Annotated in this window: 18 protein-coding genes and 2 pseudogenes; 12 read left to right on the top strand and 8 right to left on the bottom strand. The window is 63.9% G+C overall.

The annotated features are described in order from the left end of the window. Positions 1 to 56 precede the first annotated feature (56 nt). On the top strand, positions 57 to 2093 hold the full coding sequence (locus ACW4YW_RS14545; protein ID WP_457138207.1) for a ParB N-terminal domain-containing protein: 2037 nt from the start codon (positions 57 to 59) through the stop codon (positions 2091 to 2093). Between the two features lie 60 nt (positions 2094 to 2153). Beyond that, complete coding sequence (locus ACW4YW_RS14540; RefSeq protein ID WP_457138206.1) at positions 2154 to 2363, top strand: hypothetical protein; 210 nt, start codon at positions 2154 to 2156, stop codon at positions 2361 to 2363. A gap of 134 nt (positions 2364 to 2497) precedes the next feature. Here ACW4YW_RS14540 and ACW4YW_RS14535 read toward each other — a convergent pair whose 3' ends face one another. The 3 genes from ACW4YW_RS14535 to ACW4YW_RS14525 form a co-directional block, all read right to left on the bottom strand. Next, positions 2498 to 2836, bottom strand: a complete 339-nt coding sequence (locus ACW4YW_RS14535; RefSeq protein ID WP_457138205.1) for a tRNA-binding protein — start codon at positions 2834 to 2836, stop codon at positions 2498 to 2500. 67 nt (positions 2837 to 2903) lie between these two features. Then, positions 2904 to 3845, bottom strand: coding sequence for a DMT family transporter (locus ACW4YW_RS14530; protein ID WP_457138204.1), 942 nt, complete (start codon positions 3843 to 3845; stop codon positions 2904 to 2906). After that, on the bottom strand, positions 3842 to 4432 hold the full coding sequence (locus tag ACW4YW_RS14525) for a TetR/AcrR family transcriptional regulator (protein WP_457138203.1): 591 nt from the start codon (positions 4430 to 4432) through the stop codon (positions 3842 to 3844). The genes ACW4YW_RS14530 and ACW4YW_RS14525 overlap by 4 nt, the downstream gene beginning before the upstream one ends. 808 nt (positions 4433 to 5240) lie before the next feature. Here ACW4YW_RS14525 and ACW4YW_RS14520 point away from each other — a divergent pair. The 5 genes and pseudogenes from ACW4YW_RS14520 (at position 5241) to ACW4YW_RS14500 (ending at position 8308) form a co-directional block, all read left to right on the top strand. Then, complete coding sequence (locus ACW4YW_RS14520) at positions 5241 to 5555, top strand: DUF736 domain-containing protein (RefSeq protein ID WP_181828831.1); 315 nt, start codon at positions 5241 to 5243, stop codon at positions 5553 to 5555. Positions 5556 to 6249: 694 nt separating this feature from the next. Then, positions 6250 to 6417, top strand: a pseudogene (locus ACW4YW_RS14515) (transcriptional regulator domain-containing protein); the annotation flags it as partial. A 78-nt stretch (positions 6418 to 6495) separates the two neighbouring features. Further along, entirely contained in the window at positions 6496 to 7056 is a 561-nt protein-coding gene (locus ACW4YW_RS14510) for a DUF2285 domain-containing protein (RefSeq protein WP_457138375.1), read from the top strand. Between the two features lie 83 nt (positions 7057 to 7139). Next, the gene (locus tag ACW4YW_RS14505; RefSeq protein WP_457138202.1) at positions 7140 to 7424 is read left to right on the top strand and encodes a helix-turn-helix transcriptional regulator; all 285 of its coding nucleotides are present in this window, start codon (positions 7140 to 7142) and stop codon (positions 7422 to 7424) included. A gap of 26 nt (positions 7425 to 7450) precedes the next feature. Next, a complete protein-coding gene (locus ACW4YW_RS14500; protein ID WP_457138201.1) occupies positions 7451 to 8308 on the top strand; it encodes a replication initiator protein A in 858 nt (285 codons plus the stop codon). 162 nt (positions 8309 to 8470) lie between these two features. Here ACW4YW_RS14500 and ACW4YW_RS14495 read toward each other — a convergent pair whose 3' ends face one another. Further along, positions 8471 to 8623: a hypothetical protein gene (locus ACW4YW_RS14495; RefSeq protein ID WP_457138200.1), complete on the bottom strand. Its 153-nt coding sequence runs from the start codon at positions 8621 to 8623 to the stop codon at positions 8471 to 8473. Between ACW4YW_RS14495 and parA the strand changes: the two are divergent. From parA to traF, 4 genes and pseudogenes are all read left to right on the top strand, one after another. Continuing rightward, positions 8622 to 9137, top strand: a pseudogene (parA, locus tag ACW4YW_RS14490) (ParA family partition ATPase); the annotation flags it as partial. The gene ACW4YW_RS14495 and the pseudogene parA sit on opposite strands and share 2 nt — an antisense overlap. Before the next feature lie 109 nt (positions 9138 to 9246). Beyond that, positions 9247 to 9519, top strand: coding sequence for a chromosome partitioning protein ParB (locus ACW4YW_RS14485; RefSeq protein ID WP_457138374.1), 273 nt, complete (start codon positions 9247 to 9249; stop codon positions 9517 to 9519). Beyond that, positions 9516 to 10082 carry a DUF2840 domain-containing protein gene (locus ACW4YW_RS14480; protein ID WP_457138373.1) on the top strand — a complete coding sequence of 189 codons (567 nt, stop codon included), beginning with the start codon at positions 9516 to 9518 and terminating at the stop codon, positions 10080 to 10082. The genes ACW4YW_RS14485 and ACW4YW_RS14480 overlap by 4 nt, the downstream gene beginning before the upstream one ends. Next, the gene (traF, locus tag ACW4YW_RS14475) at positions 10079 to 10642 is read left to right on the top strand and encodes a conjugative transfer signal peptidase TraF (RefSeq protein WP_457138199.1); all 564 of its coding nucleotides are present in this window, start codon (positions 10079 to 10081) and stop codon (positions 10640 to 10642) included. The genes ACW4YW_RS14480 and traF overlap by 4 nt, the downstream gene beginning before the upstream one ends. An 89-nt stretch (positions 10643 to 10731) precedes the next feature. Here traF and ACW4YW_RS14470 read toward each other — a convergent pair whose 3' ends face one another. Continuing rightward, positions 10732 to 11202: a GNAT family N-acetyltransferase gene (locus ACW4YW_RS14470; protein ID WP_457138198.1), complete on the bottom strand. Its 471-nt coding sequence runs from the start codon at positions 11200 to 11202 to the stop codon at positions 10732 to 10734. A gap of 479 nt (positions 11203 to 11681) precedes the next feature. Here ACW4YW_RS14470 and ACW4YW_RS14465 point away from each other — a divergent pair, with 479 nt between their 5' ends. Beyond that, entirely contained in the window at positions 11682 to 13664 is a 1983-nt protein-coding gene (locus ACW4YW_RS14465) for a relaxase/mobilization nuclease domain-containing protein (RefSeq protein WP_457138197.1), read from the top strand. Between the two features lie 103 nt (positions 13665 to 13767). On the opposite strand, the gene ACW4YW_RS14460 is transcribed toward ACW4YW_RS14465, so the two are convergent. The 3 genes from ACW4YW_RS14460 to ACW4YW_RS14450 form a co-directional block, all read right to left on the bottom strand. After that, positions 13768 to 14610: an isocitrate lyase/PEP mutase family protein gene (locus ACW4YW_RS14460; protein WP_457138196.1), complete on the bottom strand. Its 843-nt coding sequence runs from the start codon at positions 14608 to 14610 to the stop codon at positions 13768 to 13770. 10 nt (positions 14611 to 14620) lie between these two features. Next, complete coding sequence (locus tag ACW4YW_RS14455; RefSeq protein WP_457138195.1) at positions 14621 to 15511, bottom strand: dihydrodipicolinate synthase family protein; 891 nt, start codon at positions 15509 to 15511, stop codon at positions 14621 to 14623. Between the two features lie 70 nt (positions 15512 to 15581). Further along, entirely contained in the window at positions 15582 to 16787 is a 1206-nt protein-coding gene (locus ACW4YW_RS14450) for an MFS transporter (RefSeq protein ID WP_457138194.1), read from the bottom strand. Between the last annotated feature and the right edge of the window lie 21 nt (positions 16788 to 16808).

Raw genomic sequence — 16808 nt, 5'->3', positions numbered from 1 at the left:
GCAACCCTTGCCGCGTCATTCGCTGCTGCATTCCATCATCGCAAGGAGTTATCACCATGAACGCTATCACCGACACCGAAACCCAAGCCATCGCCACTGCATTGGAAACTGCCGCCCCGGCGCAGAACCTGCTGCTGGTGCCGCTGTCGCAGCTTCGCCCCTCGCGCCGCAACGTGCGCAAGACCGCAGGCCAGTCCATCGACGCACTGGCGGCCAGCATCGCCCGCGTGGGGCTGCTGCAAAACCTCACCGTCATTCTTGCCAGCGATGGCGAGCATTACGAAGTGGTGGCCGGTGGCCGCAGGCTGACCGCATTGAAGCTGCTGGCGAAGAAGCGCCATATTCCGAAGGATTGGGAGGTGCCTTGCCTGCTGGTGCAGGATGCCAGCGCCCGCACCGTCAGCCTGACCGAGAACGTACAGCGCGAAGCCATGCACCCGGCAGACCAGTTTGAAGCCTTCGCCGCACTGGTGGCCGAAGGCCGACCCGTCGAAGACATTGCCGCTGATTTTGCAGTCACGCCGCTGGTGGTGCAGCGCCGTCTGAAACTCGCCAACGTATCGCCGCGTCTGATGGCCGACTATCGTGCCGATGCCGTGAGCCTTGACCAGTTGATGGCCCTTGCCATCACCGACGACCACGCCGCGCAGGAAGCCGCGTTCTACGACGCGCCGGAATGGCAGCGCAGCCCCCATGCCTTGCGCGACCGCCTGACCGAACGCGAGATAGATGCCCAGCATCCGCTGGTGCGCTTCGTCGGGATGGATGCCTACCAAGCCGCAGGCGGTGGCATCCGCCGTGACCTGTTTGCCGAAGGTGATGCCGGGGTGTATCTGACCGACGCTGCGCTGCTGGAAACGCTGGTGCGCAGCAAGCTGGATGAACATGCCGCCACCATTCGCGCCGAGGGTTGGGCATGGGTGGATGCCACGCCCAGCGCCACTTATGCCGACCTGCAAGCCTTCCACCGTGCGCCACGGGAACGCCGCACCCCCAACAAACGCGAAGCGCAGCGCATGGAGAAGCTGCAAGAGAAAATGCAGGCCATGGGCGAAGCCGTGGATGCTGCGATGGAGGCAGACGACGAGGACAAGGCAGACGCCTTGCAGGAGGAAGGCGACCGCCTGGGCGAACAGTTGCAGGCGCTGGAAGACGCCTTGCTGGACTACAGCCCGAACGTCAAAGCCGCAGCCGGTGCCATCGTCACGCTCGACCGGCAAGGCCAGATCATGGTACATCGCGGCTTGCTGCGCGAAGCCGAAGCCAAGGCGCTGCGCACCTTGGAACGGCTGCGGCAGGGTTTCGGAAGCGATGGCGAAGCCGGGAACGACGACACAGACGAAAACGACGAGCAGCCCAAGACCGCCGCCATGTCCGACAAGCTGGCGCAGCGGTTGAGCGCCCACCGTACCGCCGCGCTGCAAATCGAGGTGGCACGGCATCCGCAGGTGGCACTGGCTGCGCTGGTGCATGGCATGGTGCAGACCGTCTTGCAAGGAAGCTACTACAGTCACGACTTGCCGCTGGGCGTGAGCCTGAAAGTGCAAGACCGGCTGGAAGGCATCGCCCCGGACATACCGGATTCGCCCGCTGCCGTGGCGTTGCGCGAATTACAGCAGGTCGCAGGCGACGGCTTGCCGCAGGACTACGCCGAACTGTTCGCCGTGCTGCTGGCGAAGTCGCAGGATGAACTGGTGCGGCTGCTGGCGGTGTGCGTGGCGGCTACGGTGGATGTGGTGACGCCTCGCACCACGCCGCATCAACCGGGGGAAGAACTGGCGCAGGCTGTGGGGCTGGACATGGCGGCATGGTGGAAGCCCACCAGCGAAGGCTATTTCCAGCACATTCCGAAGGCTGCAATTCTGGATGCTGTGGGAGGTTTCGCGCCCGAGCAGGTTTCCCGGCTGGCGAAATTGAAGAAGGCCGACATTGCCAGCGAAGCCGAACGACTGGCGGACGGCACCGGATGGATGCCCGCCATCTTCGCAGCCGATGCGCAGCAGCCCGCGCAGGACGTGGCGACGGAAACGGAAGCCGACACCACGGAGGCCGCCACCGTGACCGATGAACCGGCCGAGGCATTGGCCGCGTGACCCTGCACCGATGAGCGCCCCGGTTCCGACCGGGGCGCATCCCCGTCGAGGATGCCGACCATGAGCCACACCCCCACGAGCCGCCCACGCATGGGCGCGACCTATGCCCCCGGCACGGTACGCGCCCGCCGCTGGCATGGCGATGGCGACGTGCGCGGCTACCGTCCGCCTCGCGGCTGGACGGCCCGCGCCGACCTGACGGACATTCACCCCATCACGGGCCATGCCTTGCCGCGTGCCGTGTGGTGGATTGTCGAAATGAAGGAATAACCCCCATTCGCGCCAGCCCCAGGCCGTCCCGCCCTGGGGCTGGTGGTCAAAAATCCGAGCGCGGCGGTGGCCGCGCCCGGTTTCAGATAGCAATAACAGTAGCGCAGCCAGAGCGCCCTCAGGCGCAGCCACGCTCAAAACAGCTTTGCCCCCAACGGCACGACCTTGTCGGGTACGCACAGGGCCACGCGGCCCTGTTCATCAGGGAAGCCAGTGACGAGGCATTCAGACATCAGCGGGCCGATTTGCTTGGGCGGGAAGTTGATGACGGCAACCACCTGTTTGCCCAGCAACTCGTCCATCGAGTAAAGGTCTGTCACTTGCGCGCTGGACTTGCGCTGTCCGATCTCCGGCCCGAAGTCCACCAGCAGCTTGTAGGCTGGTTTGCGTGCTTCGGGAAATGGCTCGACCTTGATGATGCACCCTACGCGCAATTCGACCTTTGCGAAGTCGTCCCATGAAATTGTCGTCATGATGGTTGCTGCTACTCCAATTATTGAAAGATGAAGATGCGACGCCTTGCTGTTCGGCATTGCACGGTTAGGTCGGGTTTGTCGAAGGCACCGGACAGGTTCGGCGGCGTGTCCGCACCGGCAAGGTGATGCACACCAGACAGGCGAAGATGAGTGCGACGCCTACCCACCCCATGCTGGGCAGGCGTTCGCCCACGATGACGGCGGCAAGCGCAGCCGCCACGACCGGCTCCAGCAGCGTGATGGTGGTGGCCGTGCTGGCGGCAATGCGGGCGAGCCCATAACCGAAACACACATAGCCCAGGAACATCGGCACCAGGGCCATGTAGATGCCTACGGCGGCGTTGTTCCATGAGGCCAGGAACGGCGCGCCCGTGGCGAGCAGCACCGGCATCAGCAGCAGGCCGCCGATGCCGAAGACCGCGCCCATGGCGGCCCGTGCCGGGATATGGCGCTGCATCAGGCGGCGGGCTGCCCAGGAATACAGCGCATAGGTCAGGCCCGCGAGCAGGCCCAGGGCCACGCCCGCGGTGATCGAGGGCGCGGCAGCCGCCACGCCATGGCCGCTGCTTTCGGCCACGCAGAGCAGGGCCATGCCCACCAGCCCGAGGGCAGCCCCAATGACCCATCGGATGCTGACGCGCAGGCCGTCCATGACCATCTCGATGACCGCAGACAGCAGCGGCGCGGAGCCGATGGAAACCACGGTGCCGACCGTCACCCCGGCCAGGCGCATCGAGCCATAGAACGCCAGCGGATAGATGGCCACGGCCAGGGCACCCAGCAGCAGCCAGCGCCATTGCAGCCGCAGCATGGCTGCGCTGCGTGCAATGGCCCTGGTGGCGATGGCGGCCTGAAGTAGACCCCCGACACCCATTGCCGCCGCGCCAATCGCGGCTGCGCCGACTTCCGGGGCAAAGGTGGCGGAAACCCCGGTCGTGCCCCAGAGGACAGAAGCCACCAGGACGCCCGCGACTCCAAGCAGATGGTCTTTCGATGATGCAGTCACACGGCCTCCAGCATCGAGGCAGCCATGCGTTTGGCCTGAATCACGCAATCGCTGTTGCCTTCCAGCCCGGCGCGGACGATCGCGCCTTCCAGCAGGAACGCCAGATGCCGGGCAAGCTGCGCGGCGCGCTCCGGCTCGCCCGGTATCAGCTCGGCAAGATGCTGGTTCAGGAGAGCTTCGACTTCTTCTTTGTGGGCACGGACGGCCGTGCGGCCGGCGTCGCCGGCCGGGAACTCGGCGGCCGCGTTCAGCAACCCACAACCGCGAAAGCCACGCTCATAGGCATGTTCGGCGTGGTCGGCATAGGCCTCGAACACCGACAGCACGCGCCCGGCCGGCCCTTTGGCCTGCTGCACACGGATCTCGTAGAGCGACAACCATTCGGCGTGCCGGATTTGCAGGTATTCCGCGACCAGTTCGGCCTTGGAGGCAAAGTTGTTGTAGAGGCTTTTCTTGGCCACGCCGGCCTTTTTCACGATGGCGTCGATGCCCGTCGCGGCGATGCCATCGTTGTAGAACAGGATGGCGGCGGCGTTCAGCAGCCGGTCGTGGGCGCTCTCCTTCCTGTTTGAGATAGCAAGGCTCATCTGGTTTTCCATCCAAAAGTAGGTAGCCTAGTTTACCTACTTTTGGAGAGGATTGCCAGATTGGAAGAGCATTCCACCCATATGAAAGTGCTTGTCTTATTGGCGTGTCGGCGCGATGCGCCGCCGGGCTTTCGGGCTGCGCCCCATGCCGCCAATGGCGTCATGTCCATCCGGCTTCAATCCCTCACGTCTTCGCGCCTGCGACGCTGCGCGCTTCGCTTGCGAAGTCGCGCCCCGCCGCAAAGGGCGAGACTTGTGGGGCTACGCCCCGGCTTGCTGCCGCAGGTTGTCCAAAAGCGTGCCGTCCTCGACGCTGGCGGTTCGTCGCCTGTACGTCACGAAGGACGGTTCACCCCCAATCGACAGGGTGGCCGCCCGGCCCTGCAATGGAGCTTCCACGCCACGCATCAAGCACCAGGCCGCAAGCTACGGTAGGGGCGCTTTCACCTTGTCGCTGGGCGTTGTCATTGCCCGTGTCAGGGCGCAGGCCGGTGAAGCCGTCACGCGGGGAGTCGAGTCGGCCATGTTCCTTTCGGAGCGGTTCGGCCCAAGGCGTCCTTGTCTTGTCGTGAATCCTGGCGGTGGCACGGCTGCGCCTCGGGCTTCATGGCTGCAACCGTCCGACGAAAACAATTTCCCCTGCGCTGTCACTGCGTTCGGCGCATTCCTCGCGCGGCAAATTCTTTTCGTCTCCCGGCTCTTCACTGCGTTGCGACCGCAAGCGGTGCAGCCAGCCCGTCCCCCGCCGGTCGGATCACAACAAGGACGCGATGGGCGCGAACCTTGTTCAACCGAAAGGAGAAACACCATGGCCAACATCGGCACCTTCACCGCAGACAAAGACGGCTACACCGGCACGCTTCGCACCCTGACGCTCAACGTCAAGGTCAAGCTGGCTCCCAACGACAAAGGCAGCAGCGAGAATGCCCCTGACTTCCGCCTGCAGGCCGCCAGTCACGACATCGGCGCGGCGTGGAAGAAGACCAGCGAGGCCGGGCGCGAATACCTGTCCGTGACGCTCGATGATCCTTCGTTTCCCGCTCCGATCTATGCCCGCCTGATCGAAGGCGAGAACGGCACGCACGACCTGATCTGGTCGCGCAGCAAACCGCAGGCGGCATAACCGCCGCAGCGCCCCGCCCACATCGCGGCGGGGCAGCGGTGCTGCTGATTACAGCAGCGCGCAATGGGGCAGGCGGTTGCCTCATGTCCATGCAACCCAATCCGCCGCGCCTGTGGCGTTGCGTGTTTAGCCTGTCCTGGAAGCCGTATCTGCTGTTTCGTGCTTTTACGGAAATCCGTATTGACGCCTTTCCGCAAAAGCGTGAACTCACTGAACCGCAATCGTGGTTTTACGCCAATCCGCCGATACGGCTTTACGCCTTGGCAGACGCATGTGGTGGGAAAGACTGTATCTCCGAGCGGGACGCTGGTTGCAGAAGAGCACCCGAGGTAAAGGAATCCGTTTGCGTACACCAGTACCGCGCGATCAAACCGTGCACATTGTGACTATTTCGGTCTGAGCGAAGACCGGAAAGGTCTGAATCCGCACTCTTGCGCCATAGCGGTGTCACCCTAACGTAAACAGTCCTGATCCTTGGCTCTGTTTGCGGCACGGTGCTTTGTGCTGCACGCCAATTCCCCTGGCGCAGCAGCCGTCGCATTCAGACGATTTTTGCAACGTGCCGGAGCCAATCAGTCTTGACATTATCCGTTACAGCCCAATCCGATTCTGATGTCGGTTTGCTCGTGAAACTGTAGCTCCCGCAAGCCGGATTTCGTGGCGACGTTCCTGCTGATCGACAGGAGGTTGCGCCATGGCAGACCCGAGCGATGAACACCACGAACACTGGTATCCGACCGCCGCGTATCTTTACACGCTGCATCTCGATGGCCCAGCCCTGGCCTGGGAGTACCTGCGTCGCAATCCTGATTACCGGCTCGACTGGCTGCGTCGTCGTCGCAGGCCAGATGCGGCGCAGCGCTGGGGGCTGCGCCTGCTGGAAGACCCGGCGCTGGATGCGCGGGACGCGCACCCGGCCTGGTTTCCTGATCACGACGCCGTGGTTCAGATCTACCCAGACGCCGACCCGCCGCCCGATGCGGTGGTGTTCGAGTTCTGGCGCATTCCAGGCACCAAACACCTGATCCACGACGGCAAGCGCCTGGTGCTGGTGGCGCGATGGCCGGGATGCTGCCTGCGCTTCGCGCTCGCGCCCGGCCTGGTCGATGGCACGGCTTACGCCTATGCCATCCGCGCCTGCGCGGTGCCATGCACCCGCTACCACGCGCTGATCGCCCAGTTGAACTCGCTGGCCGGATTACCGGAGGCCGCACCTGTGGTGACGACCCGAGAGCGTCCAGCAGCGGCTGCGCTGTTGGAGCTGCACACCCTGCAGGCGCTCGATGCGACCCTGGCGGGTGCATCCTTGCGCGAGGTGGCCGAAGGCTTGTTCGGCACCGACGCTGTGGCGACCGGCTGGCATGCCGATGGTGGTCTGCGCTCGCGTGTGCGTCGCCTGGTGCAGCGTGGTCAGGCATTGATGGGCGGTGGCTATCGCCGTCTGGCACAGATCAATGTCCCTGCTCAGGGTCGTTCTGCCTGCACTGCAAAACGACCCTGAGCAAGTGGCCTGTATTTCTTGAGACTGCCTCCATCCGGTCGCGCTGTGTGACCGGGCTTTCCTGACCGATGGAGGTTCACACCATGCGTCCTGCTCCCTTGCGGCCTGCCGCCACTGTTGCCGCTGCGCCTGCGCAGCCCCAACGCTATCTCACCAACGACGAGGCCGCCGACTACCTGCGCCTGTCGCCGCGCACGCTGGAAAAACAGCGCGTGATCGGCGGCGGGCCGAAGTTCCGCAAGTTTGGCCGCCGCGTCATGTATGCCGTAGCCGACCTGGATGCCTGGGCCGATGCGCGCAGCTTCGATGCCACGTCCGACCCGAAGTATGCCGAGCGCCATGCGGGTGACTACCGTGATCGCCGCTGATTGGCGCATCGCCGGTGGCCATCCCCATGTCCAGCCCATCGCTGCCATCCCGGCAGCGACCGCCGCAAGAGCGCGAACAGCTCGATCTGTTCCGCGCCTTGCCGGGCGACATGGCGCCGCGCGATGCCCAGGACTTGATGGCCTATCCGTTCTTCTCGCTGGCGAAGTCGCGGCGCACAGCGCCGATCGACTTTCGCAGCGGGAACATCACCATCCGCGTGGAAGGCACGCAGGAGCACGGCATCGCCACGATCTGGGATGCCGACATTCTGATCTGGGCTGCCAGCCAGATCGTCGAAGCCCAGGACGCGGGTTTGCCCACATCCCGGCTGATGCGTGCCACACCCTACGAGATCCTGCGCTTCATCGGGCGCGGCACCGGCTCACGCGACTACCAGCGCCTCAAAGCAGCGCTGGATCGCCTGCAATCGACCACGGTGGCCACGTCCATCCGCGAAACCACGGGAAGGCGATTGCATCGCTTCTCGTGGATCAACGAGTGGAAGGAACTGGCCGATGCCCACGGCACGCCGCTGGGCATCGAGCTGATCCTGCCGGACTGGTTCTATGCGGGCGTGGTGGATGCCGCCCTGGTGCTGACCATCGACCCGACGTACTTCCGGCTCACCGGCGGTATCGAGCGCTGGCTGTATCGCCTGGTGCGCAAGCATGGCGGCAAGCAGGAATATGGCTGGCAGTTCGATTTTCGCTATTTGCACCAGAAATCCGGCAGCACAGCCAAACCCTACGATTTCGCGTGCGATTTGCGCGCATTGGTGGCGCGGCAATCGTTGCCTGGCTATGTCCTGGGAATCGAGCGCATGCCGGACGATGGAACGGAATTGCTGACTTTCCGGCCCGTGCCGCAGACGGCACGGGGATAACTCCGGGAAAGCCTGTGAATAGTGTCGTGCTATCAGGCGTGCGGGGTATCGTGCTATCAGGCGTGTCCCTATCGTGCTATCAGGCGTGCCAATCGGCTGCAAAGCCGCGCCAGCATTGGGTTTCCCAGCCCTCTAACTTACCTAACTTAAATTCTCTAACTTTTAGTAGAGAAGCGCCGTTTCGGTGGACAACTGCCGAAAGACAAAATCAGCGGCAAATCCGACAGCAAAACCAAGGACAAAATCGAGGCCAAAAACAACCTCGTTCGGCAAGGAAAAAACAGCCCGGTCTTCCAAGCCGGAGGGCTGCGCCATGATCCTCGCCTTGCTCAACCAGAAAGGCGGCGTCGGCAAGACGACACTCGCTACTCATATCGCTGGGGAACTGGCCCTGCGAGGCCAGCAAGTGATCTTGCTCGATGCCGACCCGCAGGGTTCATCGCTGGACTGGACGCAGCGCAGAAGCCAGCAAGGCTTGCCACGGCTGTTCAGCGCCGTGGGCCTGGCCCGCGAAACGCTGCATCAGGAAGCGCCAGAACTCGCCAGGCGGGCCGGCCACGTCGTCATTGATGGCCCACCCAGGATTGCCGCCTTGGCGCGCTCCGCGCTGCTGGCGGCCGATTGTGTGCTGATTCCCGTGCAGCCCAGCCCCTATGACCTATGGGCGAGTGCAGAGATGGTGGCGTTGATCCGTGAGGCGCAGGTGTTCCGGCCAATGCTTCGCGCGGCCTTCGTCATCAACCGGCGCGTCAGCACGACGGTCATTGGGCGCGAAGCACGGCAGGCATTGGCCGAACAGCCGTTACCAGCACTGCGCAGCGAGGTGCGCCAGCGCATCGTGTTCGCCGACAGCGTCGCCGCTGGCCGGCTCGCACGCGAGACAGCGCCGCCTCCCGCGAAATCAACGCCCTGGTGGACGAACTGCTGCGGTGGCCGACATGACAGCAAAGCAGCCACCGAACAGCAAACGCGCTGCCAAGCGCGTCGGCATCGGCACGCGTCCACCCGCGAATCCGCACGCCGAGGCGTGGATTCGCCAGGGCGACGCCACTGCGCTGGGCAAAGGCGACCTCTACACCGCTCGCCTGACCCTCGACATCACGCCCGCCATGCGCGCGCGCATCAAGGTGTCGGCTTTCACGCAAGGCGTGACGGTGGCCGATCTGCTGCGCGGCCTGCTGGAGCGGGAGTTCCCGGAGAAGACGCCATGAACGCATCCGCTTTGCCTGCCAGCACTCCTATTGTGGGCGTGGCATCGGCAGCGCCGTTGCCTGCATCTTCGGTACAGGACGGACACACCGGACAGACCGACAACGTGCCTCTGACCCGTGTCTCACTGGCCTACATCGGCCAGCGTTTCAACCTCTACCTGCGCTTTGGCGAGCCGGTGCGCATGCTCCAGCTCGACCGCTGGCGGCGCTGCGCCATGTTTCTGCCTGCGTCCGTATTCTGCCGGGTGCGTTGGCAAGCCAACGACTACGGCACCGTGCGCTGGCAACTGATGGTGATGCAGGCCTGCACCTCGTTGGATGCAGCACAGCGCATCCCTGGCGTGCAGCCGGGCGCGCGCCTGCTGCTGCATGTGGAAGGCGAACGGAAAGTGCGCGCCGTGCTGGAACGCATCGACGCCATCGAAGCGCTGGGTATTGCCGCCATTGATGTGTCGCCCGCCTACTGGCGCACGCTGGGCAACCGGCTTGCTGCTCGCCTCGTGCTGCCCGACTACACCGTCGAGCGGCATGCCGCCTGGCTGGCCGGGAGAGTGTTGCAATGACGGCATCCACTTCACACAGACACGGGCCAGAACCTCGCTTCCGCTTGCGCACTCGCATGGTGCTGGCCGTCTTGTCCGCCTGCGGCCTGGCTGCGCTGGCCTGGGCATCATTCGTGCAGCCTGCGGCGCACATCATCTACAACCCGTCCGACAGTGTGCCGGTCGGCTGGTATCGCATCCGTCCTGCCGACTCGCTGCATGTTGGCAGCATCGTCCTGGCACAGCTTCCTGAGGATGTCGCTGCATTTGCCGCGCAGCGTGGCTACCTGCCGTCGCACATCCCCTTGCTCAAACGTGTGGGCGCGGTCGCGCCGCAACACGTCTGCATCCGTGACGACCAGGTGCGCATCAACGGCGTGCCGGTGGCCGCCGTGCTGCCTGCCGACAGGCTGGGCCGACCGCTACCAGCCTGGCCGCAATGCCGGGCGCTGGCCGAGGGCGAGCTGTTCCTGCTGAGCACGACCAATCCGGCGTCGTTCGACAGCCGCTACTTCGGGCCGATTCCTGCATCCGCCGTGATCGGCGTTGCGCATCCGGTCTGGCTGGAGGCACGCCCATGACGGCCGCCGATTCGCTGCACGTTGCCGTGCATCTCATCGTGCTATCGGGCTTGTCGTCTGGTCGCTCACTTCAACATGGTTTGGCGCGCTCAAAGACGGCGCTTTTCGAGGCGTATGTCACCTTCGCCGATGTCTTGTTGATTGCTCCATCCAAGGTGGCGATAGAAGCCTGCGGCGCGACTTGTTCCGGCGGTTTCGAGCCACGCGGATGCGTGTTTCGAGAACAAGGCTTCCTCAGCCGCTTGCACCAGCTTCTTGCCAATTCCTTTACCTTCGTGCGACGGAAGAACGAAAGCAGCAAACAGCGATCCTTGGTCGGAATCAATCATCGAAAAGCCGACGATCTGCATGTCCTCGCACGCTACCCAGGCGCAAGGCGCACGTTGAATCATCGCCATCACCGTAGCTTCTGTGATGCCCATCTCGGACAACTCAGCCATCGTCAATACATTTTCATTGACCGACGTTCTGACACGAAAAATTCCTCCGATATCGGATGGCTGGGCCAATCTAACTCTAATAGGCATGGCATTCTCAATAACCCTTATCGGGGTCATCATAACCGTGCAATCTGTGCAGCACTAGCGATGATCTTTGCCGATTTGCTGCACGTTGCCATGCATCTCATCGTGCCATTGAAAATGTCGTTCCGGCTGCTGCTGTCATGTCGCTGCGCCTACCGTGCAGGTGCATTCGCACCACACGTCGCGCAGCATCCTGCGCAGCCGTCCAACGTGCAGACGTCTTGCCTCGAACGCGGCCGGCCTGCGGCCATCGCGGCGTTCGCCGGCACGCTGGCTGCTCACGCAGCAGCGCCGCCGGGCCGCCGGTGCCTGGAGCGACAGCGGAAGGCAAAGGCGGAAGGCAAGACAAAAGGACGCGGCACTGGGCCGCGTCGAAAGCCAGTCTGCACGTGGGGGTGGCGCGGCACGGCGCGGCTTCGCCGCCGTGCCGCGTATGGCGCGAGGCTCGCGCCAATGCAGGCATGTCCGCGTGCTTCGCACGACAGGACACGCCAGAGCTTGCAGGGAGCGCAGCCATGAGCGACCGCCGCGACGACGATTTCCGCGTGCGCCCCAGCGCGCCGAAGAACCGGGGCAAGGGCCGGGGGCAGAGCTTCGTTTCCAAGGTGCTCAAGCAGGCGGGCAAGGCCAGCAGCGGCAAGTCCACGGTGCGCCGTCCGGCATCGGCGCGAGGCACCGGCCAGCGCCCCGGCTCGCGCCTCGGGCGCGGCCACACGGCAGCGCGCTTCGCCGGGGCGAAACTGACGCCCTTGTCGCGGCGCGTGACCATCAAGACGCTGCTGGTGAATCACCACCGGGCCAGCCCGCAGTCACTCGCCAAGCACCTTCGCTATATCGAGCGCGATGGCGTGGGGCGCGACGGCGAGCCGGGCCAAGCCTACGGGCCGCAGACCGACGCCGCCGACCTCGACGCCTTCAAGGAACGCTGCGCCGACGACCGGCACCATTTCCGCTTCATTCTCTCGCCCGAGGACGGCGCGGAGCTGGAAGGCCTGCGCACCTACACGCGGCACCTCATGGGCCGCATGGAGGCCGACCTTGGGACGGGCCTCGATTGGGTGGCCGTGAACCACTGGAACACCGACAACCCGCACACGCACATCGTCGTGCGCGGGCGCGACGACACCGGCAAAGACCTCATCATCGCGGGCGACTACATCGCCGACGGCTTCCGCCACCGGGCCGCCGAGCTGGCGACCGAATGGCTGGGGCCGCGCACCGAGCAGGAGATCCAGCAGACCTTGCAGCGCGAGGTGGAGCAAGAGCGGTGGACAAGCCTGGATCGCACCTTGAAGCGCGAGGTTGGCGACGATGGCCTGGTGCATGTCGAACGGCTCAACGAGCCGCGATTGCAACGCCAGCGCCTGCTGCTGATCGGCCGCCTACAACGCTTGCAGCGCCTGGGCTTGGCGGACGAGATGCAGCCGGGCACCTGGGCCGTGCATGCCGACGCGGAAAAGACCCTTCGCGCGCTGGGCGAGCGCGGCGACATCATCCGCACCATACAACGGGCCATGCGCGGCGAGCCGCGCGAGCTGGCGGTGTTCGAGCCGGGGGATGATGGCCGCACCATCCTCGGCCGCGTGGCCGCGAAAGGTCTGGCCGACGAGCTGCGCGACCGGGGCTATCTGGTCATCGACGGCGTGGACGGCAAGGCGCACTACGTCGCGCTCAACGCCCGCGACGAGCTGGCGAACTATCCGACCGGGGCCGTGGTGGAGGTGAAGGGATCGGCCGACGTGCGCGCGGCCGACAGGAACATCGCCGCGCTGGCGAGCGATGGCCTGTACCGCACCGACCATCACCTCGCCATCGCGCAGGGCCAGGCCATGCCCGGCCGCGACCCGCAGGAGGTTGTGGCGGCCCACGTCCGCAGGCTGGAAGCCCTGCGCCGGGCGGGCATCGTGGAGCGCGTGGCCGAAGGGCTATGGAAGGTGCCTGGCGATCTGCCCGAGCAGGGCCGCCGCCATGACGCGCAGCGCCTGGGCGGCGTGGCTGTGGAGCTGAAATCGCACTTGCCCATCGAGCGACAGGCCCGCGTGATCGGGGCCACCTGGCTCGACCAGCAGTTGATCGGCGGCGGCTCGGGCCTGGGCGACCTGGGCTTTGGTAGCGAGGCCAAGCAGGCGATGCAGCAACGTGCCGACTTCCTGGCCGAACAGGGGCTGGCCGAGCGGCGCGGGCAGCGCGTGATCCTGGCGCGCAACCTGCTGGGCACGCTGCGCAACCGGGAACTGGCGCAGGCCACGAAGGACATAGCCGCCGAAACGGGCCTGGAGCACCGGCCCGTGGCCGATGGGCAGCGCGTGGCCGGCATCTACCGGCGCAGCGTCATGCTTGCCAGCGGGCGCTACGCGATGCTGGACGACGGCATGGGTTTCTCGCTGGTACCGTGGAAACCCGTGATCGAGCAGCGGCTGGGCCAGAAGCTCGCCGCGACGGTGCGCGGTGGCGGGGTGTCGTGGGAAATCGGGCGTCAGAAAGGACCAGCCATTTGACTCCCTGAGAAGACCCATACAGCATACTTTGCGAAGCAATATCCTAAGATCGGTTTGTCACTGGGCCGACCATACGTTTAAGCCAATTAGCCTGCCGCTAGATTCAGCGATATATGCTTCTCGACTTGTTGAATAGCGTATTGAGTTCTGCGGCAGGGTATGCGTCAGCAAACCCGTCGAAACGGCCTTGCTCGGCGATTGCGCGTGCCGCTTGCATGAAGCCACCCCAGGCCGCGCGGGCCAATGCTCCACCCACACTGATACGCCTCACACCGAGGTCAGCGAGGTCCTGAACTGTCAGGTCGCTCGCCCAGCCGATCAGCACGTTGACGGGCTTGGGCGCAACTGCTGAAACCACCGCGCTGATCTGCTCGCGTGTCTTGATGCCTGGGGCATACAAGCAATCCGCTCCGGCGTCCGCATAGGCTCTCAGGCGCAGGATGGTGTCATCGAGGTCAGGCCGGCCCGCGATAAAATTCTCCGCACGCCCGACCAACAAGGTATCGCCACCAGCAGCATCGATCGCAGTACGTGCTGCACGTATCCGTTGAGCCGACTCCGCTATGGTTCGCAGGGGAGCCTGCTGATCACCCGTCGAATCTTCGATGGAAATACCCGCCACGCCAGTTTCCACCGCCATACGCACACTCTCGGCCACCCCGTCCGTAGTATCTGCAAACCCACTCTCGAAATCGGCGTTGACGGGCAAATCGGTGGCCTCGACCATGAAGCGCATATGCGCCAAGGTAGCATCACGAGAAAGTTGCCCATCCGCATGCGCGTGCGACCATGCGCAACCGGAGCTAGTCGTCGCCAGTGCCTTAAAGCCAAGTCCTGCCAGCATGTGGGCACTGCCAGCGTCCCACGGATTGGGCAGAACAAAGCAGCCCGATTGGTGCAATTCGCGAAAGAGCGCACGCTTTTGAGAAACACTGCGGTCGGTCATGAAATCTCCGTCAAGCAAGTTCCAACTCGCCGAGAAGCACGGCGAGCCGCTCTCGATCAGTTCCTTGCAGGGCCAGCAAGGGAGTCGGAAGACAAGGGGAGGCCGCATGCCCGAGCAGTTCCGCTGCGGCCGCCACCACGCGCAGGCTGCCATGCTGGCGGAACAGCGCCCAAAGTGGCTCCAGTCGCTGCGACAACTGATTCGCCTGCGAGGTATCGCCCGACAGCGCGGCGCGGGTGATCGCCAATGCGACCTCGGGAAACAGTCCACCGACCACCGAGTACCAGACGTTACAACCCGCGAGCAGGCCGGTTGCAGCAGCAGCATCGCCACTGATTCCGATGCTGACATGGGACGGGATCAGTACACGCAGGCGCTCAACCCGCGCCGTGGCAGCATCAGGGTCCGCAGGCACCGCTGGAATTTTGATCGAACCAATATTCGGAAGTTCGGCGATACGACCATGCAGTTCATCGCTGAACTCGAAGTGCGTGGTGCCGGGGTTGTCATACACCGCCAGCGGTATGGACAAGGCATGGGTCACCGTTTCATAGAGGCCAAAAACCTCCTGGACCGATAGTTTCTGATAGGACATCGGTGCCAGAAGAACCGCCTTCGCGCCCGCCTTTTGAGCATCCTCCGCCAACTCAAGCACATCCCGCGTACGTAGTGCGCTAATGCCGATGATCACAGGCGCGCTGCCCGCATGCTGCACGGCGAGTCGAGCAACCCGCTTGCGCTCTGCACTATCGAGGTATGCATAGTTCCCGGTCGAACCCAGAGCACAGATGGAATCAACGCCTGCCGTGGCGAGTCGTTCGGTCAGTTGCGCGAATGCGGCTTCATCGACACGACCATCACGCAATGGGGACAAGGGAAATGCACTAAGGCCAGTAAACATGGAATGCTCCAAACGGTATTTCAAAGTGACGTTAGAAATCTCGCTATCTGGTAACTAGCCAAGCTGCCATCTAGCCGTGCTGATGAGCGGGCATATGCGTCAAACGCTGGTGCTTTTCCTGAAGCAGGACAACAACCGTGGTAGCCACCATGAAGCCAACTGCCGCCCACAGAACGCCGCCGGGCAGTCCACGGTCCAGTAGAAATCCAAACAGGAGCGGACCGATAATGCCTCCCACATTGAAACCGGTAGAAACGATGCCGAAAGTTCGGCCCTCGGCACCTACTGGGGAAGCAGCCCGGACCAGCATGTCACGCGAGGGAGCTACTACGCCGGTCAGGAAACCTGTTATACCCGACGCAACGGCTAGCAGAACCGGCGGCAGTGGTGTCTTGATTACCAGCACGACCATCAGTGCGGCCAAGCCGAAGGCCACTGCCGCTACATACCCGTGTTTATCGGTTCGGTCTGCAAGCACGCCACCTGCCAGAACCCCGAAAGCACTGGCAAACAGAAAGGCAGTCAGTGCCACGTTCGCCGTCGGCAGCGTCACGTCAAAGCCTTGAACCAGCGCCGACACTGAAAACTTTTCAATGGCCCCGGTGCTCAGACTGAGCAGGGTAAAGAGCAGCGTCAGCACTACCAGGGCCATGACTGGTGTGGTGAGCGGACGATGTTCAGTCGGGCTAGCTTTTCCCGTGCTGGTAGCAGGTTGCCTGGCCGGTAGCGGCGAACTGATGAGCATCGCACACCATGCCAATCCTCCTGCCAGGGCCGATGCGGCAAAGGACCAGCGCGGTGACGCGGCGAGGGCCACGCTTACCATGATTACAGGCGCAAGGGCCGCTCCGAAAAATCCAGCGAAAGTATGAATGGAGAATGCACGGCCCATGACCTCAGACGGAATGCCGTGTGATAGCAGGGAGTAATCGGCGGGGTGGTAAACACCATTCGCCACGCCAGCCAAAACCATGACCGCGAGCAGGCATGGATAGTTGGGGAACACCGCAAGCAAGCCGAAGCTGGCCGACCCTAACAAAAGTGCCGCCATCAGCATTTTCCTGGCACCGACTCGATCCACCAGAAACCCGAACGGCGCCTGGACAAGCCCGGTCACGATGCCGAACACGCCTATCGCGATACCCAGTTCGACAAAGCTCACCTGCATATGATCAGGCAGCAAGGGCAACAAGGCGGGCACCGTCATGATATGGAGGTGACTCACCAGATGGGCTATGGATACTTGGGCCAGCAGCCCTCTATACGAGGATTTCATTCTTTGGGTCTCGCTGAATGT

Source organism: Methylobacillus pratensis (assembly GCF_054072455.1).
The sequence above is the reverse complement of the archived record's forward strand: the minus strand, read 5'-3'. Positions and strand labels throughout refer to the sequence as shown.